This window comes from Ectothiorhodospira shaposhnikovii, assembly GCF_047222355.1.
Classification (GTDB): Bacteria; Pseudomonadota; Gammaproteobacteria; order Ectothiorhodospirales; family Ectothiorhodospiraceae; genus Ectothiorhodospira.
Genome location: NZ_CP178333.1, coordinates 1900866 through 1917565, shown reverse-complemented (window position 1 = coordinate 1917565; position 16700 = coordinate 1900866). Strand labels below are relative to the sequence as shown.

Annotated in this window: 17 protein-coding genes; 13 read left to right on the top strand and 4 right to left on the bottom strand. The window is 64.0% G+C overall.

The genetic code is table 11. The annotated features are described in order from the left end of the window. Window positions 1-39 precede the first annotated feature (39 nt). From ACLF6L_RS08735 to ACLF6L_RS08695, 9 genes are all read left to right on the top strand, one after another. Complete coding sequence (locus ACLF6L_RS08735) at window positions 40-2100, top strand: chemotaxis protein CheA (RefSeq protein WP_412851459.1); 2061 nt, start codon at window positions 40-42, stop codon at window positions 2098-2100. 74 nt (window positions 2101-2174) lie between these two features. Next, window positions 2175-3314, top strand: a complete 1140-nt coding sequence (locus ACLF6L_RS08730; protein ID WP_238618058.1) for a protein-glutamate methylesterase/protein-glutamine glutaminase — start codon at window positions 2175-2177, stop codon at window positions 3312-3314. A 3-nt stretch (window positions 3315-3317) separates the two neighbouring features. Next, window positions 3318-4058 (top strand): flagellar motor protein, encoded by a 741-nt coding sequence (locus ACLF6L_RS08725; RefSeq protein WP_238618057.1) that lies wholly within the window; start codon window positions 3318-3320, stop codon window positions 4056-4058. 55 nt (window positions 4059-4113) lie between these two features. Next, entirely contained in the window at window positions 4114-5004 is an 891-nt protein-coding gene (motD, locus tag ACLF6L_RS08720) for a flagellar motor protein MotD (RefSeq protein WP_238618056.1), read from the top strand. Then, on the top strand, window positions 5001-5798 hold the full coding sequence (locus tag ACLF6L_RS08715) for a ParA family protein (protein ID WP_238618055.1): 798 nt from the start codon (window positions 5001-5003) through the stop codon (window positions 5796-5798). Before motD ends, ACLF6L_RS08715 begins: the two co-directional genes overlap by 4 nt. Continuing rightward, window positions 5795-6496 carry a chemotaxis protein CheW gene (locus ACLF6L_RS08710; protein ID WP_412851458.1) on the top strand — a complete coding sequence of 234 codons (702 nt, stop codon included), beginning with the start codon at window positions 5795-5797 and terminating at the stop codon, window positions 6494-6496. Before ACLF6L_RS08715 ends, ACLF6L_RS08710 begins: the two co-directional genes overlap by 4 nt. An 89-nt stretch (window positions 6497-6585) precedes the next feature. Continuing rightward, the gene (locus ACLF6L_RS08705) at window positions 6586-7056 is read left to right on the top strand and encodes a chemotaxis protein CheW (RefSeq protein WP_238618053.1); all 471 of its coding nucleotides are present in this window, start codon (window positions 6586-6588) and stop codon (window positions 7054-7056) included. A gap of 31 nt (window positions 7057-7087) precedes the next feature. Further along, complete coding sequence (locus ACLF6L_RS08700) at window positions 7088-7312, top strand: hypothetical protein (RefSeq protein WP_083838765.1); 225 nt, start codon at window positions 7088-7090, stop codon at window positions 7310-7312. Continuing rightward, complete coding sequence (locus tag ACLF6L_RS08695) at window positions 7309-7701, top strand: DUF2802 domain-containing protein (RefSeq protein WP_238618051.1); 393 nt, start codon at window positions 7309-7311, stop codon at window positions 7699-7701. Before ACLF6L_RS08700 ends, ACLF6L_RS08695 begins: the two co-directional genes overlap by 4 nt. Here the strand turns inward: ACLF6L_RS08695 and ACLF6L_RS08690 are convergent. Both ACLF6L_RS08690 and ACLF6L_RS08685 read right to left on the bottom strand, forming a co-directional pair. Next, window positions 7686-7994: an EscU/YscU/HrcU family type III secretion system export apparatus switch protein gene (locus tag ACLF6L_RS08690; RefSeq protein WP_238618050.1), complete on the bottom strand. Its 309-nt coding sequence runs from the start codon at window positions 7992-7994 to the stop codon at window positions 7686-7688. The genes ACLF6L_RS08695 and ACLF6L_RS08690 overlap by 16 nt on opposite strands. After that, window positions 7994-9277, bottom strand: coding sequence for a flagellar hook-length control protein FliK (locus tag ACLF6L_RS08685; protein WP_238618049.1), 1284 nt, complete (start codon window positions 9275-9277; stop codon window positions 7994-7996). The genes ACLF6L_RS08690 and ACLF6L_RS08685 overlap by 1 nt, the downstream gene beginning before the upstream one ends. A 131-nt stretch (window positions 9278-9408) precedes the next feature. On the opposite strand from ACLF6L_RS08685, the gene ACLF6L_RS08680 reads away from it, so the two are divergent. Continuing rightward, window positions 9409-9906, top strand: coding sequence for a low molecular weight protein-tyrosine-phosphatase (locus tag ACLF6L_RS08680; protein ID WP_238618048.1), 498 nt, complete (start codon window positions 9409-9411; stop codon window positions 9904-9906). Between the two features lie 35 nt (window positions 9907-9941). On the opposite strand, the gene ACLF6L_RS08675 is transcribed toward ACLF6L_RS08680, so the two are convergent. Beyond that, entirely contained in the window at window positions 9942-12866 is a 2925-nt protein-coding gene (locus tag ACLF6L_RS08675) for an Rne/Rng family ribonuclease (RefSeq protein WP_412851457.1), read from the bottom strand. 427 nt (window positions 12867-13293) lie between these two features. Here ACLF6L_RS08675 and ACLF6L_RS08670 point away from each other — a divergent pair, with 427 nt between their 5' ends. From ACLF6L_RS08670 to ACLF6L_RS08660, 3 genes are read left to right on the top strand one after another with little or no spacing between them, the layout of a single operon-like run. Further along, a complete protein-coding gene (locus tag ACLF6L_RS08670) occupies window positions 13294-14265 on the top strand; it encodes an RluA family pseudouridine synthase (protein WP_412851456.1) in 972 nt (323 codons plus the stop codon). Window positions 14266-14277: 12 nt separating this feature from the next. Beyond that, entirely contained in the window at window positions 14278-14958 is a 681-nt protein-coding gene (locus tag ACLF6L_RS08665) for an HAD family hydrolase (RefSeq protein ID WP_412851455.1), read from the top strand. Between the two features lie 46 nt (window positions 14959-15004). Then, entirely contained in the window at window positions 15005-15976 is a 972-nt protein-coding gene (locus tag ACLF6L_RS08660) for a S49 family peptidase (protein ID WP_040405131.1), read from the top strand. A 24-nt stretch (window positions 15977-16000) separates the two neighbouring features. Here the strand turns inward: ACLF6L_RS08660 and ACLF6L_RS08655 are convergent, their stop codons facing one another. Continuing rightward, window positions 16001-16597: a DUF502 domain-containing protein gene (locus ACLF6L_RS08655; RefSeq protein WP_238618044.1), complete on the bottom strand. Its 597-nt coding sequence runs from the start codon at window positions 16595-16597 to the stop codon at window positions 16001-16003. Window positions 16598-16700 lie beyond the last annotated feature (103 nt).

Sequence of the window (16700 nt, the reverse complement as noted above, 5' to 3'; positions counted from 1 at the left end):
AATATCAGGGTGCGTTTGCACCGGGCGTGAGAGACGGACATGAGTCTGGATACCGACGACGAAATCCTGCAGGACTTTCTGGTTGAGGCCGGCGAATTGCTGGAGGGTCTCAGTGAGCAGCTGGTGCAGCTGGAACAGACCCCCGATGACAAGGACCTGCTCAATGCGGTCTTTCGCAGCTTTCACACCATCAAGGGCGGAGCCGGGTTCCTGAGTCTGGACAACCTGGTCAAGATCTGCCATCGCGCCGAGGATGTCTTCAACCTGCTGCGCCAGGGCCAGCGCCATGTGGACAGCAACCTGATGGATATCATCCTTCAGGTGGTTGATGTGCTGAATCGGATGTTCGACGAGGTGCGTTCCGGCACGCAGCCGGCGCCCGCGCCGGACCCGCTGATGGCTGCCTTGGAACCCCTGACGCTACCCGAGGGAGAAGAGGAGGCATCGGCACCGCCGCCCCCTCCAGCGATCCCCGCGGCACCCGAGCCTCCGCCCGCACCGGCATCGGCATCGGGGGAGTTGCAGGGGGACATTACGGATGATGAGTTTGAAGCCCTTTTGGACGCTCTGCAGGATCAGAAGCAGAATGGCGGCCCGCAACCGTCGCCCGCCGCCGCCGTACCATCGCCGATGTCCGCCGGCACGCATCGGGCCGAGGGTGACACCATCAGTGATGAAGAGTTTGACCAACTCCTGGATGCGCTGCAGGGCAGAAAGCCGGGGGCGGCCTCTGCCCAGCCGGCATCCTCCCAGGGGGCGGGGGACATCATCACCGATGATGAGTTTGAAAACCTGCTGGATAATCTCCATGGCAAGGGGGCGGCGCCCAAACCCGTGACACCCGCCGCTCCGGCGCCGTCCGCTGCCAGGCCTGCGCCGCCGACGGAGACGCCGGTCGGTGGTGTCGACAAGGGAGCCAAGCCCGCCGCTCTGGCTGATACCTCGGTCCGGGTGGATACCAAGCGTCTGGATGACATCATGAATCTGGTGGGGGAACTGGTGCTGGTGCGCAACCGCCTGGCGACCCTGCGCTCCCGGATGCGGGATGAACAGGTATCCAAGGCCGTGACCAACCTGGACGTGGTCACGGCGGATCTGCAGGCCGCGGTGATGAAGACCCGGATGCAGCCGATCAAGAAGGTGTTCGGGCGTTTTCCCCGGGTGGTCCGGGATCTGGCCCGCAGCCTGAAAAAGGAGGTCAATCTGGAACTGTGGGGGGAGGACACCGATCTTGACAAGAACCTGGTGGAGGCCCTGGCCGACCCCCTGGTGCATCTGGTGCGAAATGCGGTCGATCACGGCATCGAGTCGCCGGAGGAGCGCCTGGCCGCCGGTAAGCCCCGTGCCGGTCACGTGGTCCTGTCCGCAGCCCAGGAGGGTGATCATATCCTGCTGACCATCTCCGATGACGGCAAGGGCATGGACCCGGAGGTGTTGCGCGGGAAGGCGGTGGAAAAGGGACTGATGGATGAAGATGCGGCATCACGGCTTTCCGATCACGATGCCTTCAATCTCATCTTCAGGGCGGGCTTTTCCACCAAGACCGAAATTTCCGACGTCTCCGGTCGCGGTGTCGGCATGGATGTGGTCAAGACCCGGATTGCCCAGCTCAATGGGCGGGTGGAAGTCACTTCCGAACTGGGCAAGGGCAGTACCCTGAGCATCCGTCTGCCGCTGACCCTGGCCATTCTGCCCACCTTGATGGTGGTGCTGGGCCGGCAGCGTTTTGCGTTGCCGTTGGCCAATGTGAGTGAAATTTTCGACCTGGATCTGTCCCGGACCAACCGCGTGGATGACCAGGAGGTCATCATGGTGCGTAATCGCTCCCTGCCGCTTTACTATCTGCGGCGGTGGCTTGTGCCCGGCAGCAGCGATGAATACCGGGGCATGGGGCATGTGGTGGTGGTGTTCAGCGGTAATCAGCGCGTGGGCTTCGTGGTGGACAGCCTGATCGGCCAGGAAGAGGTGGTCATCAAGCCCCTGGGCAACATGCTGCACGGCGTTCCCGGTCTGGCGGGGGCGACCATCACCGGTGATGGTGGCATTGCGCTGATTCTTGACGTGCCTGGGCTTTTGAAGAATTACGCCAGAAGGCATTGATCTGACCTGCTCTCGCATCATCCCGATCGACTCGGACGCGAGGGCCCATGACCTGGAAAAGACGGAGAGACTTGATGGCGGTTCGCGTTCTGGTGGTGGACGATTCCGGATTCTTCCGGCGTCGCATCGTGGAAATCCTGAATGCCGATCCGTCCATTGAGGTGGTGGGGACTGCCGGCAACGGCCAGGAGGCGGTGGAACTGGCCGCCAGTCTGGGTCCGGACGTGATCACCATGGATATCGAGATGCCGGTGATGGACGGCATCACCGCCGTCAAGCGCATCATGGCCCGTCATCCGGTGCCGATCCTGATGTTTTCCTCCATCACCACCGAAGGGGCCAAGGCCACCCTGGATGCCCTGGAGGCCGGGGCGGTGGATTTCCTGCCGAAGAAATTCGAGGAGATTGCCCGTGACCAGGAGCACGCCAAGGAAGTGCTGCGACGGCGTGTCAAGGCAGTGGGTCGGCGGCGCTTCTCCCGGCCTACGACCTCAACCACGGCGGTTGCCTCGCCATCCGGCGCCGCTTCTCGCGTGACGCCGGCGCCGCCACTGTCGGGCAGGCCGGTGATGGTCGTGCCGCCTGCCGGTACGCCGGTACCCCGATCGGCCAGGAGCGTCCCGGATCGCACCCCGATCCAGCTCAGGGATTTTCGGGTGGTTCTTATCGGGACCTCCACGGGAGGGCCTTTGGCACTGCAGAAGGTGCTGTCCGAACTGCCCGCCCATTTTCCACTTCCGTTGTTGTTGGTGCAGCATATGCCGGGCACCTTCACGCCGGCCTTCGCTCAGCGCCTGGATCAGCTGTGCCGGATCCGGGTCAAGGAAGCGGCCGACGGCGATGTGCTGGCCCCGGGACTGGCCCTGCTGGCCCCCGGCGGCAGGCAGATGCTGGTGGAGGCCCGTTCAGGCCAGCAACGGATCAGGATCACCGACAGTTCACCCGAGCAACACTATCGCCCCAGCGTGGATGTCACTTTCAATTCCGCTGCCGCGGTGTTTCGCGGCGATGCCCTGGCCATCATCATGACCGGCATGGGTGCCGACGGTCGGGAGGGAGCGCGACTCCTGAAACGCTGCGGTTCGAAGATCTGGGCCCAGGATGAGGAGAGCTGCGTGGTGTACGGCATGCCGGCCGCGGTGGTGGATGCGGGGCTTGCGGATCGGATTCTGCCGCTCTCTCAGATCGGCAGGTTGCTGGCGGAGGGGAGCTGACTCATGGATATCCTGACGCTGATCGGTGTACTGCTGGCCCTGGTGGCCATTTTCGGTGGCACCATTGCCAAGGGCAGTGGCCTGGCAGCTCTGTGGAATCTGGCCGCGTTCGTGATTGTGGTGATCGGTACCATCGCCGCCGCCCTGATCCAGGCCCGGCCGGCGGTGTTCCTGCAGTCCATGAAGATCCTGCCTTGGGCCTTCATGCCGCCGCGTCTGGATCCGGAGGCGATCATCGAGCGGATCATCGGCTGGAGTCAGGTGGCCCGCAAGGAGGGCCTGCTGGGGCTTGAGTCGCTGGCGGAAACCGAGGAAGACCCGTTCGCCCGCAAGGGCCTGCAGCTGTTGGTGGACGGCACGGAGCCCGAGACCATCCGCACGATTCTGGAGGTGGACAGCCAGACCCGTGAAGATTTTCACACCCAGGCCGCCAAGGTCTATGAAAGCATGGGCATCTATGCACCGACCATGGGCATCATCGGCGCGGTGATGGGCCTGATGGCAGTGATGCAGAACCTGGCCGATCCCAGTCGCCTGGGTGCCGGCATCGCGGCGGCCTTTGTGGCCACCATCTACGGGATTGCCTCGGCCAACCTGTTTTTCCTGCCCGTGGCCAACAAGCTCAAGGCCATCATCCAGAATCAGGGGTCTTATCGGGAAATGATCATTGAAGGAATCATCTCCATTGCCGAGGGTGAGAACCCGCGCAATATCGAAACCAAACTGCAGGGGTATCTGCACTGATCCGTTGGGCCATGCACCATGGCCGCGGCTCTGAGGAGGTTGCTGGAAGCCTGTCATGTCGAGACGTCGCAAAAAACACGAGGATCATGTCAATCACGAGGCCTGGGCGATCCCCTATGCGGATCTGCTGACCCTCCTGTTGGCCTTCTTCGTGGTGATGTATGCGATCTCGTCGCTCAACGAAGGTAAGTACCGGATCCTTTCCGAGTCTCTGGTCGAGGCCTTCAGGGCTACCCCCAGAACCATCGAACCGGTTCAGGTGGGTGATCTGACCCGCTCACCACGTCCTTCCGTGGTGGAGCCGCCGCCCATCACCTCTCCCGCGGAACTGGGGCAGATGACCCGCAGCCTGGAAGAGATTCTGGTGGACATGGATCTGGACGGACTGTCGGTAGCCATCGAGGGCATAAATGCCATGGCGGACCAGATCGAGGTGGCCATGGCGCCATTGATCGAGGCAGGCCTGATCGAGGTAGGACGGGATCGACTCTGGATCGAGGTCCAGATCAATACCAGCATCCTGTTCGCCAGCGGCAGTGCCGAACTGGCATCGGAAGCGGTGCCGATACTGGAGAGACTGGCCGCCATCCTGGCCCAGTTTCCCGCGCGCATCCATGTGGAAGGTCATACCGACAATATACCCATCAGCACGCCGGTCTATCCTTCCAATTGGGAGCTGTCATCCGGGCGGGCCGCCACCGTGGTCAACCTGTTTGCCCGCAACGGGGTGGATCCGGAGCAGATGGCGGCCATCGGATTCGGTGAATACCGCCCCAAGGCCGACAATGCGACACCGGAAGGGCGTCTGCGGAATCGTCGTGTCAACATCGTGGTGCTGGCGGGGCGTCGTCCCGGCATGGGAGAGGGTGCCCCGCCGGAGATGCTGCGCGAGGATATCCAGATACTGTTGCACCAGGGACGACGTACTTTGGAGGATCAGCCATGACCGTAGTATGGGCTGTCGCCAATCAGAAGGGGGGGGTGGGCAAGACCACCTCCACGGTATCCCTGGGCGGGCTGCTGGCAGCCAGGGGGCATGAGACCCTGCTGGTGGACCTGGACCCGCACGGTTCCCTGACCGCTTATTTCGGCGGTGATCCGGAAGGCGCGACCGGCGGCGTCTACAGCCTGTTTCACCAGGCCGCGGAAGGCCGGCCGATCCAGGCGGCCGGGGCGGTACGCGCCACCCGCTTCGATCACCTGTACATCCTGCCCGCATCGACGGCCCAGGCCACGCTGGATCGTCAGCTGGGGACCCGGGAAGGCATGGGGCTGGTCATCAAACGGGCGATCCAGGGACTCCAGGGGCGCTTTGAATACGTCCTGCTGGATTGTCCGCCCATGCTGGGGGTGTTGATGGTGAATGCACTGGCGGCCTGCAGCAAGCTGCTTATCCCGGTACAGACGGAATATCTGGCCATTCGCGGGCTGGACCGCATGCTGCAGACATTGAAGATGATCCAGCGTTCCCGCAAGGACAGCCTGGAATACGTGGTGGTACCCACCCTGTTCGATCGCCGTACCCGCGCCTCCACCCAGGCGCTGTGGGAGCTGCGTGACAATTACAGCGACTGCCTCTGGCAAGGCGTGATCACGGTGGATACCAAGTTCAGGGAAGCGGCCATTGCCGGCATGCCCCTGCCCATCATGGCGCCGGACGCCCGGGGGACGGAAGCCTACGCACGCCTGCTGGCGAGCCTACTGGGACAGGACGACTTTCGTCAAAGGGCCGCATCATGAACCAGCGGGATGACAGGCCGGAGGCGCGCAAGCAACGGATCACGGTGGTGGATGAACCCCAGGCACTCACCGCCTATCTGGATGACCTGCTGCAGGAAATTGCGGAAGTCACGCCACGGCCGTCCGCGCCGGAGGTACCGCCGGCCGTCGTCAAGCCCGCGCCCGCCGCCCCGGCACGCGCCCTGGTGACCCCGATCAAGCCGGTACCTGTCGCACCGCCGCCGCCCCCGACGGCACCGGTGCAGGATCACCCCCCGGCCTGGGCACGGAAGCCCTTTCAGTGTCTGCTGTTCCGGCTGGGCGGTGTGACGCTGGCGATTCCACTGGTCAAACTGACCGGCATTCTGGCGATGCCCAGGGACATTACCCCCATGCCCGGCCACAGTGCCCTGTTTCTGGGACTGACGGAGCACCATGGCCGCAAGGTGAAGGTGGTGGATATCAGCCCCCATGTACTGCCACCGGATCGTCTGGCGCAAAGGCCGCCTCCCGGCAACCTGATCCTCATCGACGAGGGGCGCTGGGGACTGGTCTGTGACCGGGTGGAAGAGACCCTGACCCTGTCTCCCGAGCTGGTGCGCTGGCGTTCGCCCAGCGGCAAGCGGCCCTGGCTCTCCGGCACGGTGATCAAGCATCTGTGTGCGATACTGGATGCGGATTATCTGGCCCGGAGCCTGGAACAGGGGACCTGGGGCTGAAGGCATTTCCTGCAGCCTGAATTCCAATATCAAGATCCATTGCCGGTCACATGACATGATGCACCCGGCCCGAACAGAGGTTTCATTTCATGGCAAAAGAATCCCAGGCGGCAGCTGCCACTCAGTACGTCACCTTCCGGCTTGCGGAGGAGACCTATGCCATCAACGTCATGCAGGTGCAGGAAGTGCTGCGGGTGACGGAGATCGCGCCGGTACCCGGGGCACCCCATTATGTGCTCGGTATCATCAACCTGCGCGGCAATGTGGTCACGGTGATTGATGCCCGTCGTCGCATGGGGCTGATGGACAAGGAGTCCGATGATGCCTCCAGGATCGTCATCATCGAGGTGGGTGGACAGGTGGTGGGCATCATGGTGGACAGCGTGGCCGAAGTCATCGAGCTGGCGGCCCGGGATGTGGAGCCGGCTCCGAACGTGGGCAACGATGAAAGCTCCAAGTACATCCAGGGCGTGGCCAGTCGTGACGGCGAGCTGACCATCGTGGTTGACCTCAACAAGCTGCTCACCGATGATGAGTGGGCCGAGGTGGCAACCCTTTAAGAGGGATGACCTTCTTTTCCGGAGGCACGCCATGGCCGCAGATCTCCCGATTCCGCCTGCCCACCCACTGGTGCCGGGGCGCCCCGTGCCCGAGGAAGGGGACGAGCGGGGGCGGTTTCCCCGTTCTCCGCCCCGTCGCAAGCGACCGGAAGGCGATGCGGACGACGAGAGTCAGGATGACGGCAAGCCGCCCTCCGGGCCGCCGCGCAGGTCTGACCGGGATGATGACCCCAACCACATAGACGAATACGCATGATTCCTTACATCGTCATGACCCTGGCCTTGCTGATTGCCATGGCAAGTGCCGCGGCCTGTTTCTGGCTCAAGCACCAACTGGATGGCGTGCGCAAGCGCCTGAGCCTGCAGGAAACCTCCGTGCTGGCCCTGAGGGGCGCACTCAGTGCGCTGCACAGCGAGGAACAGCAGTTCGAGGCTTATCGCAAGAAGGTGGATCAGCAACTGCGGCGTCTGGCGGAGCAGCAGGAACAGGTGCTCATGCGCGATGTGGACGAAGGCCCTTACCGGCAGGCCATGCGCATGGTCAGACAGGGGGCGACCCGGGATGACCTAGTGGCCAGTTGCGGGCTCTCATCGGGGGAGGCGGAACTGCTGCTGGCCATGCATCGCGATCAGTCCGTGTCCTGATGTCTGCCGGCATCGGCGGGCGTCCTGCCGCTGAGCAGGTAGATGAAGGCCAGGACTTCCGCCACCGCCACATAGAGATTTTCCGGAATCTCCTCACCCAGGGGGACGCGGGAAAGGGTCATGCTCAGGGCGGCATCCCGATGAACGGGCACATCATGGGCCCTGGCGATGTCCAGTATCCGCTCCGCCAGCTCCCCTTCACCCTTGGCCGTCAGGCGTGGGGCGCCGCTGCCGCCGTAGTGCAACGCAATTGCCTGCCGCCGGCCCTGCTTGTGTTCGATGGGTGTCTTCATCAGGCGTGGCTGTCGATCCAGGGGCCGTCCGCGGCGGTGGGCGAGGGTTCCGGGGGTGTTCCGGTGCGGCAGTTCAGGCTGTGAACCTGAAGATTCCTGGCTTCCAGGTTGTCCTTGAGCCGGGGTAGCGCGTCTTCAAGGCGTCGACGTGTCTCTTCCGAGCCGACCCGGAAGTGGGTGCTGACATCCTGTCCCCGGACTACGATCCTGACATGCACCGGTCCCAGTTCCGGCAGATCCAGGGCCAGATCCGCCTTCCAGGCATGTTCACGGGCATCATCCCCGTGACCTTGGCGAGCCTCCCGTTCCAGACGCATATGGACGATGTCGACCCCCTGTTCTGCGCGCAGGGCCAGTTCCAGCAGCCACCGTGGCTGAGAAACCTCGTCCGGTTTTTCCGTGGACGAAAGCTGGTGGATCACCAGTCTGGCCAGGGATCGCTCCACCTGCTGGCGCAGTGCGTCCAGCAACAGAGGGGCGGGCAGGAGTGCGGTACCGGCGGCCGCCGGAGCGCGAGGCTGGGCGGTCGGTAAGGTGTTGGGCAAGGGCGGCGGCAGGTCCGCCGTCACTTGGCCGCCCCGGGGCAACGAGGTGCGCGGCTGCAGGGGCAGGGCGCGCAGTTGTTCGGCCAGGGACAGCAGGCGTGCCTTCAGGTCCTGGGGGAGATCCGTGCGCGCCGAAGGTGCGGGGTGAGCAAGCCGGGCTTCGTAGAACAGGCCCGACCCCAGCATCACCTGGCGCAGACCTTCCGGGGTGGCAATGTGTGAGGGGGTGGGCAGGGCCTGCCACAGACGTTGCAAGGCCTGGGTCAGCGGTTCGGGAATCCCGGCGGCACCGGCCTGTCCCGGCTGGTTCAATGCATGCAGGCTTGCCAGCAGGGGAGCCTGTCCCGACTGCTGGGGCACCCATTGTCGGAGCAAGGTCGGCAGGATTGCCTGCGGCGTATTCGGCGATGGAGAGTGTGGCGCGGACTGCAGCGGAGATTGCGGTGTGGAGGGTTGTGGCGACGATGCTTCCCGCAGCAGGGACAGTTCCAGTCTGGGGTTGACGGCGGTGACCTGCATCCGCAGGCTATCCCCGGCGCGCACGACCACCGGCAGGCGCAGTGCCAGGGTTTCACCCGCCAGCCGTAACTGGACGGCATCTCCTGCATTCAGACTGCCGGTCAGAACCCTGGCCTGGAGGATCTGTCCGGTCTGTAGGCGTTGCAGGAGATTGCTCAGCGTGCCGGCCTGCAGGTCGGCAGGTGGGAGACGAATCAGCTGGGGAGCGGAAGTTTCCATGGATGGTCTAACCATAGCCTGCGTCGATGCGCCCTGGCAACGTGCCTGGAGAGTGTCGGGATGGATGATGAATGATCAAGAAATGGTTTCAGCGGCGCAGGCAATCCGGGCCTGTTGACGGAGATTTCAAGATGAAAGTGAATGTCCTGTTCGTTTGCATGGGGAATATTTGCCGATCCCCCATGGCTCAGGGTGTCTTCGAACATCATGTGGCACAGGCCGGTCTTGCGGATCTGCTTCATGTGGATTCCGCGGGGACCCATGCCTATCACGTGGGCGAGCCACCGGACGAGCGGGCGCGGCGCACGGCCCAGGCTCGGGGGATTGACCTGTCCGGGCAACGGGCTCGGCGCATCGAGCGCGCGGATCTGGAACGGTTTGATTACGTGATGGTAATGGACCGGGACAATCTGGAGAACGTCCGCCTGATGGGCGAGGGGCGTCCCGGCATGCGTCTGTCCCTGTTCATGGAGTTCGGCAACCACTGGTCCGAGCGGGAGGTGCCGGACCCTTACTATGGTGGTTCCACCGGCTTTGAGCGGGTCATGGACATGGTGGAAGACGCTTCAAGAGGATTGTTGTTGCACCTCTGTCAGGCTCACGATCTTCCGTTGAAGGGCCGGGGGTAGTCCCCCCGGCCCGGGTGGCGGATCGGGCCTCGCCGTCAGCGATCCGTCGTTTCCTGGCCCTTGCCGCTGTCCGTCGTCGGTGTTTCCTTGCCGTTGTTCACCGGACCGGCGGGCGCCGGTTTGTCGGTGGGCGCGGATTTGTCAGTCGCGGCCGATGGTTCCGGAGCGGTGGCAGTAGCGACCGTGCCGGCATGTTCCTTCGCCGTCCTGGCGGCCTCTTCCTTGCTGGTGCCGGCCGTCGTGCGTCGGCCTTCCCCGCGGCGATTGCCGGCCGGTCTCTGGGCCTTGACGGAACCCGAGCGACGGGGTTCCCGGGCGTCTTCCGCCACGCCCTTGCCACCCTCGTCCGGCTTGGCCGAGGGGGCGGCCTGCAGATCCTTCTCCCCTGCGGTCTCCTTTACCGGTGACGCCTTCTCCTGGGTGGGCTGGGCAGCCTCACGGGCCAGCTCCACCTTGGGTGCCGGTTGCCCGGCAGACTGGGGTTCCGTCGAGACGACCAAGGGCTTGGCCGCCGGCGGCGGGGGCAGCCGGTGGTCAGGGTCGGCGGGGGGTGCGGCTACCGGGGATTCCTGTCCGGGTTGCTCTGTTTTGGGCGTGGTCGCTCCGGTTTCTGCCTGACGCGGGCGCCGATCCCTGGCGCGGCTGTCCTCACCCTCTCCGGAACGTTGCTCCGCACCGTCGGAAGGCGCCTTGCGGCCTTCCTGTGTCGGCTCCGTGGTGGTCTGAGCATCGCCCTGACGATTGTTTTCCGCGCCGCGCGTCTCATCACCCGAGCCTGTGCCGCGGCGACGACGGCGCCCACCACGGCGTCCCCGGCTGCGGGTGCCGCTACCGGTGGCACCGTCCCGGTCCCGACGCTCCTGAGCTGGGGGCTGGGTGGTTTCGCTCGGGCGGGATTCCTCGACGGTGGCCGCCGATGGTGTCTCGGCCGCTCTGGATTCCACGGTTTTGCCGGCGTCGGATTCTTCGACGCGCCTGGACGATTCCGGGCGCTGACCGCCATTGCCGCGCGAGCGCTCATCGTTGCCCGTATCCCGACCACGGCGGGAACGGGGGTTGCGACGAGAGCGTCCCCTGCCCGTCTCGGCATCACTCTCCTGGGGCTGGCGCTCACGCCGAGCGGGAGGCGTGCCGCTGTCAGCGTGTTCGCCGTGGGCCTGGCCGCCCTGTGACTCAGAGCCGCGGACAGATTGACTGCGTTGCGCCGGGCGAGGTGGCGTGGCCTGCGGCGCCACCGGGCGCTCTTCATTGGAGAACAGGCTGCTCCAGATGCGGCTGAACAGGCCGGGCAGGGACACCGGAGAGACACCACGGCGATCCTGAGGGGCGAGTGGCCTAGCCCGGGGCTGCATGTCCGGTTGCACCGGGGCCGAGGGGGCAATGGTCTGCACCAGCGCCTTCTCCAGCCGGCTCTTGCGGGTCTGATTCACCAGTTCCGGTTCATCTTCGGTCAGGATCTGATAGCTGCTCTTGCCTTCGAGTTCTTCCGTCACTTCCTCGCCGCGCATGCGCCGTACCGTGAAATGGGGCGTCAGCATGTTGGGAGTGGGCACCAGGGTGATGTCCACTTTGTAACGGCTCTCGATGGTGGAGATCACGTCCCTTTTTTCGTTCAGCAGGAAGGTGGCCACATCCACCGGCAGGTGAGCCAGCACGCGTCCGGTTTTCTCCTTCATGGCCTCTTCTTCCACCAGTCGCAGCACGGACAGGGACAGCGACTCCACGCTGCGGATATGGCCGTGACCATTGCAGCGGGGACAGACGATCTGGCTGGATTCTCCCAGGGAGGGACGTAGGCGCTGGCGGGACATCTCCAGCAGGCCGAAGCGGGAGATGCGTCCCACCTGGACCCTGGCCCGGTCCATTTCCAGAGCCGAGCGTAGACGGTTTTCCACCTCGCGCTGGTTCTTGTTGGGGGCCATGTCGATGAAATCGATGACGATCAGGCCGCCCAAGTCCCGCAGGCGCAGTTGCCTGGCAATCTCCTCGGCGGCTTCCAGGTTGGTGTTGAGGGCGGTTTCCTCGATGTCGCTGCCCTTGGTGGCGCGGGCGGAGTTGACGTCGATGGAGATCAGCGCCTCGGTGTGGTCGATGACGATGGCACCGCCGGAGGGCAGTGTCACCTCCCGCTGGAAAGCGGCTTCGATCTGGCTTTCGATCTGATAGCGGTTGAAGAGGGGGACATGATCTTCGTAGAGCTTGAGCTTGCGCAGACTGTTGGGCATCACCTGCTGGACGAAATCCCGCGCCTGACCGAAGACCTTGGCATCATCGATGATGACTTCGGCGATGTCGTTACGCATGTGATCCCGCAGGGTACGGATGATCACGTTGCTTTCCTGGTAGATCAGGAACGGGGCCTTGCGGCTTTCGGCAGCCTCGGCGATGGAGTTCCAGAGGGTCTTGAGGTATTCCAGATCCCACTGCAGTTCTTCCACGGTGCGGCCGACACCGGCGGTGCGGGCGATCAGGCCCATGCCCTGAGGGACGTCCAGTTGGGCCAGGGATTCGCGGATCTCGCTGCGTTCCTCGCCCTCGATGCGGCGTGACACGCCGCCGGCCCGGGGGTTGTTCGGCATGAGCACCAGATAACGCCCTGCCAGGCTGACGAAGGTGGTCAGGGCGGCGCCCTTGTTGCCCCGTTCCTCTTTTTCCACCTGGACGATGAGTTCCATGCCCTCCTTGAGGGAGGTTTTCGGCGAGGCTTCGGGGCTGTCGGGCTGGTTCAGATAGCCGCGGGCAATTTCCTTGAAGGGCAGGAAGCCGTGGCGCTCCGAACCATAGTTGACGAAGGCGGCTTCAAGGCTGGGTTCGACGCGGGTGACGACACCCTTGTAGACGTTGGCCTTTTTCTGTTCGCGGGAAGGCAGTTCGATGTCCAGATCGTAGAGTTTCTGGCCGTCCACCATGGCCACACGCAGCTCTTCCGGCTGCGTGGCATTGACTAGGATTCGTTTCATGAAGTGTGTCTCGGGTGCAATGCCCGGCCACGCCCCGGCGGTCACACGGCGTCGGCGGTGCTGCATGGAGGGGGCGCGCGCCGCCGATCATCAGGGCGCATGCGAACAGCCATGGGAGCACGACGCCCGCATGTGCAGGGCATGGGGGCGTGGGGGCAAGATTGTCCAAAAAACCGCTCAGAATATTCAAAAGGATCTTTTTTCTAGAGCGTGGATATCCATGACGGGGAACGACACATGCCCTCTGGGCAGGCATTCTCCGTTTGGTGTTCTGTCGGTCGCGGGAGGTGGGCGATTCGGGAGGGTTTGCGGCAACCACGAGGCTGCGGGGGCCGCTCCGATATCTGCCGAGTCAACCCAGCGCGACACGTCATGATAGCAATCCGGTAAAATTCCATCAAACCTTTGAGTGACCTGTTATTATTCGATGATGTCCAAAAGCCCCGAATCCAGCCCTTCGACGGTTGTCCACGTCCAGGTCAGCGCGGCCGATGCCGGACAGCGCCTGGACAATTTCCTCCTGCGCCATCTCAAGGGCGTGCCTCGTACCCGGGTCTACCGGCTGCTGCGCAAGGGTGAGGTGCGAGTCAACAAGGGCCGCGCCAAGCCCGATTACCGGGTTGTGACCGGGGATAGTGTAAGGATTCCGCCGGTCAGCCGCAGTGAGCCGCGTCAGGACGACCGGCCGCTACCCCCGGGGCTGGTGGATCTGCTGGAACGGTCGGTGCTGCTGGAAGACGACGACCTGCTGGTGATCAACAAGCCCGCCGGTCTGCCGGTGCATGGGGGCAGTGGCGTGGCCTTGGGGGTCATCGAGGCCTTGCGCAAGATGGGCCGTGGCGAGCCCTTCCTGGAACTGGCCCATCGCCTTGACCGGGAGACCAGCGGCTGCCTGGTTCTGGCCCGCAACCGCCAGGCGTTGCTGGCCTTTCATGAACTTCTGCGTGGCGGTGGGATCGACAAGATCTACCTGGCCCTGCTGGCGGGGCGGTGGCCGGGGGGGGAGCGTCGGGTGAACGCGGGTCTGGCCCGTAATGTCCGTCGCGGTGGCATCCGTCTGGTACAGGTGGATGAGGAGGAGGGCCGTGACGCGGACAGCCTGTTCATCCCGGTGCGGCGTTTTGACCAAGCCACCCTGATGGATATCCGTATCGGCACGGGGCGAACCCATCAGATCCGTGTGCACGCCGCCCATGAGGGATATCCGGTGGCGGGCGATCGGCACTACGGTGATTTCGAGTTCAATCGCCGGTTGAAGACACTGGGGCTCAGGCGCCAATTTCTGCATGCCCGTGCCCTGCATTTCACGCTGCCGGGCAGCGGCCGCACCTATGCCGTCGAAGCCCCGCTGGAACCGGAGCTGGCGCAGGTGCTGAAGCGGCTTGCATCGCTGGATTGAGGTCTTTTCCCCGTGACATCTGAAAACCCCTATCAACTGCTGGTCTTCGACTGGGACGGCACCCTGATGGATTCGGTGGCGCGCATTGTGACCTGTATGCAGTCCACCATCGAGGTCCTGGGTATTGCCCCGTTGCCGGAACAGCGTCTGCGTCACGTGATCGGCCTGGGCATGCGGGAAGCCATCCTGCAGCTCTATCCGGACGCGGACGAGGATCTGTTCCATGCCTTCACCCAGGCCTATCGGGAACGGTTCCTGTTCACCGACGACACCCCCATGCCCCTGTTTGCGGGTGTGCCGGAACTGCTGGATGACCTGCGTGGACAGGGATACTGGTGTGCCGTGGCCACCGGCAAGTCACGGATGGGACTGGATCGGGTGCTGGAGGAAACGGGCCTGGGGCCTCGCTTTCTGACGACCCGTTGCGCGGACGAGACACTCTCCAAGCCCCATCCCCAGATGTTGCTGGGCATCATGGACGAGCTGGGCGTCATGCCGGCGCGGACATTGATGATCGGCGACAGCACTCACGATCTGCTGATGGCCCGCAATGCCGGTACCGACGCCCTGGGTGTCACCTCCGGTGTCCATTCCGCCCGGGAACTGCAATCCCATGCCCCCAGGGGCCTGCTGGAAGGGGTGGCGCAATTGCCGGAGTGGCTGAAGCGCCGGTGCCAGGGGCGGTCCTCATAGGGCCTGTGGTCGAAAACATCATGTGCAATCAAGGATACTTCAACCGATGAATGCTTCAATGGATCCCGATGACGGCCAGCGCCGTTCCGCCCCGGAGAATTGGGAGCGGGAGGCGCTGCGCGAGATTGCCCTGGCGGGCGTCAAGGAGCGTCGCGCCGCCCGCCGCTGGGGCATCTTTTTCAAACTGCTGGGCTTTGCCTATCTCTTCTTCATCCTGTTTGCGGTGATGGACTCCATGCCGGGCCGGGACGCGGATCGCAAGGCGCCCCACACCGCCTTGGTGGATGTCCAGGGCATCATTGCCGAGGGGAGTGCCGCCAGTGCCGACCTGGTGGTGAGGGGCTTGCGGGCCGCCTTCGAGAACCGCAATACCGTGGCGGTGATCCTGCGCATCAACAGCCCGGGCGGCAGTCCGGTACAGGCCGGTTACATCAATGACGCCATCCGGCACCTGCGGGAGCAGCATCCCGATATCCCGCTCTATGCGGTGATCTCCGATGTGGGGGCTTCCGGTGGCTACTATGTGGCCGTTTCCGCGGACCGGATCTATGCCGACAGGGCCAGCATCATCGGTTCCATCGGGGTGCGCATGGACAGCTTCGGCTTTGTGGACGCCATCGACCGCCTCGGCATCGAACGCCGTCTGATGACGGCGGGCGGCAATAAGGGGCTGCTGGATCCCTTCATGCCCGTGCAGGCGGATGAAAAGGCCCATGTCCAGGCCATGCTGGATCGCATCCACATGCAATTCGTGGAGGCGGTGAAGACCGGTCGTGGCGATCGGCTGGCGGATGATCCCCGCCTCTTCACCGGCCTGATCTGGACCGGCGAGGAAGGCGTTGAGCTGGGTCTGATCGACGGCCTGGGCAGTGCCGGTTATGTCGCCCGGGAGGTGGTCGGCGAGGAGCGGATCGTGGACTTCACCCGGCGCCAGGATCTGTTCACCCGTCTGGCGGAAGGCCTTGGGGTGGCTGCCCTGAGGGTGTTCCAGGACGGGTTCCAGGGCACCTTGAGATAGCGCCGGCAGCGGGAGTGTGCAGGATCAGTCATCGTTCTTGTGGGCTGAGACACCGGCGGTGAGGGTATAGCGCATGGCATCTTCCAGGGACAGATCCAGCGGTTCCACCCGCTCCCGCGGCAACATCAGGGTGTAGCCGCCGATCTGATAGCTCATGGGCAGGTAGACGGCGATCATCCCTTTGCCGCCCAGGTTGTCGGGCAGTCCGGTAAAATCCTCCCGGGTGACGAATCCCACCAGCTTGCCTTCCAGCCCCGGCAGGGTGACCAGCACCGCCTCACCGAAGCGCTTCTGGATGTCGCTGGAAAAGAGCCGGGTCACGTCCCGCACCGTGCCGTGAATGGTCTTCACCACCGGGATGCGCTGCATCCAGCCTTCCACCCAGTTGAAGATCCCCTGCACCACATAGGCCCGCATCAGGAGTCCCAGCACGAAGATCAGGCCCAGTCCGGTGACGAGCCCCAGGCCCGGGAAATAGAGAATGTCGGGCAATACCCACTGCAGTACCGCGCCCAGCAGGTTTTCCAGGGTGTTGCCCAGCCATAACAGCAGGACGATGGTGACCAGGAGTGGCAGAATGGCCGCCAGGCCGGTGAGGAAGGTTCGGGTAATTCCTTTCAAGACAGGTCTCCACTTGAACTGACAACACGATAAAGCTCAACTATACCCCGGGTTGTTGTCTAGCTTGGTTGACACCCGGGGCAGGGCGATCTAATTTGACACG

What these genes read in the sequence shown, in the direction of transcription:
- ACLF6L_RS08695 (WP_238618051.1), top strand. Translation starts at nt 7,309, where the DNA reads ATGATTCCTTACATCGTCATGACCCTGGCCTTGCTGATTGCCATGGCA.
- motD (WP_238618056.1), top strand. Translation starts at nt 4,114, where the DNA reads ATGTCGAGACGTCGCAAAAAACACGAGGATCATGTCAATCACGAGGCC.
- ACLF6L_RS08725 (WP_238618057.1), top strand. Translation starts at nt 3,318, where the DNA reads ATGGATATCCTGACGCTGATCGGTGTACTGCTGGCCCTGGTGGCCATT.
- ACLF6L_RS08670 (WP_412851456.1), top strand. Translation starts at nt 13,294, where the DNA reads ATGATGTCCAAAAGCCCCGAATCCAGCCCTTCGACGGTTGTCCACGTC.
- ACLF6L_RS08685 (WP_238618049.1), bottom strand. Translation starts at nt 9,277, where the DNA reads ATGGAAACTTCCGCTCCCCAGCTGATTCGTCTCCCACCTGCCGACCTG.
- ACLF6L_RS08730 (WP_238618058.1), top strand. Translation starts at nt 2,175, where the DNA reads ATGGCGGTTCGCGTTCTGGTGGTGGACGATTCCGGATTCTTCCGGCGT.
- ACLF6L_RS08675 (WP_412851457.1), bottom strand. Translation starts at nt 12,866, where the DNA reads ATGAAACGAATCCTAGTCAATGCCACGCAGCCGGAAGAGCTGCGTGTG.
- ACLF6L_RS08660 (WP_040405131.1), top strand. Translation starts at nt 15,005, where the DNA reads ATGAATGCTTCAATGGATCCCGATGACGGCCAGCGCCGTTCCGCCCCG.
- ACLF6L_RS08690 (WP_238618050.1), bottom strand. Translation starts at nt 7,994, where the DNA reads ATGAAGACACCCATCGAACACAAGCAGGGCCGGCGGCAGGCAATTGCG.
- ACLF6L_RS08680 (WP_238618048.1), top strand. Translation starts at nt 9,409, where the DNA reads ATGAAAGTGAATGTCCTGTTCGTTTGCATGGGGAATATTTGCCGATCC.
- ACLF6L_RS08710 (WP_412851458.1), top strand. Translation starts at nt 5,795, where the DNA reads ATGAACCAGCGGGATGACAGGCCGGAGGCGCGCAAGCAACGGATCACG.
- ACLF6L_RS08705 (WP_238618053.1), top strand. Translation starts at nt 6,586, where the DNA reads ATGGCAAAAGAATCCCAGGCGGCAGCTGCCACTCAGTACGTCACCTTC.
- ACLF6L_RS08735 (WP_412851459.1), top strand. Translation starts at nt 40, where the DNA reads ATGAGTCTGGATACCGACGACGAAATCCTGCAGGACTTTCTGGTTGAG.
- ACLF6L_RS08715 (WP_238618055.1), top strand. Translation starts at nt 5,001, where the DNA reads ATGACCGTAGTATGGGCTGTCGCCAATCAGAAGGGGGGGGTGGGCAAG.
- ACLF6L_RS08700 (WP_083838765.1), top strand. Translation starts at nt 7,088, where the DNA reads ATGGCCGCAGATCTCCCGATTCCGCCTGCCCACCCACTGGTGCCGGGG.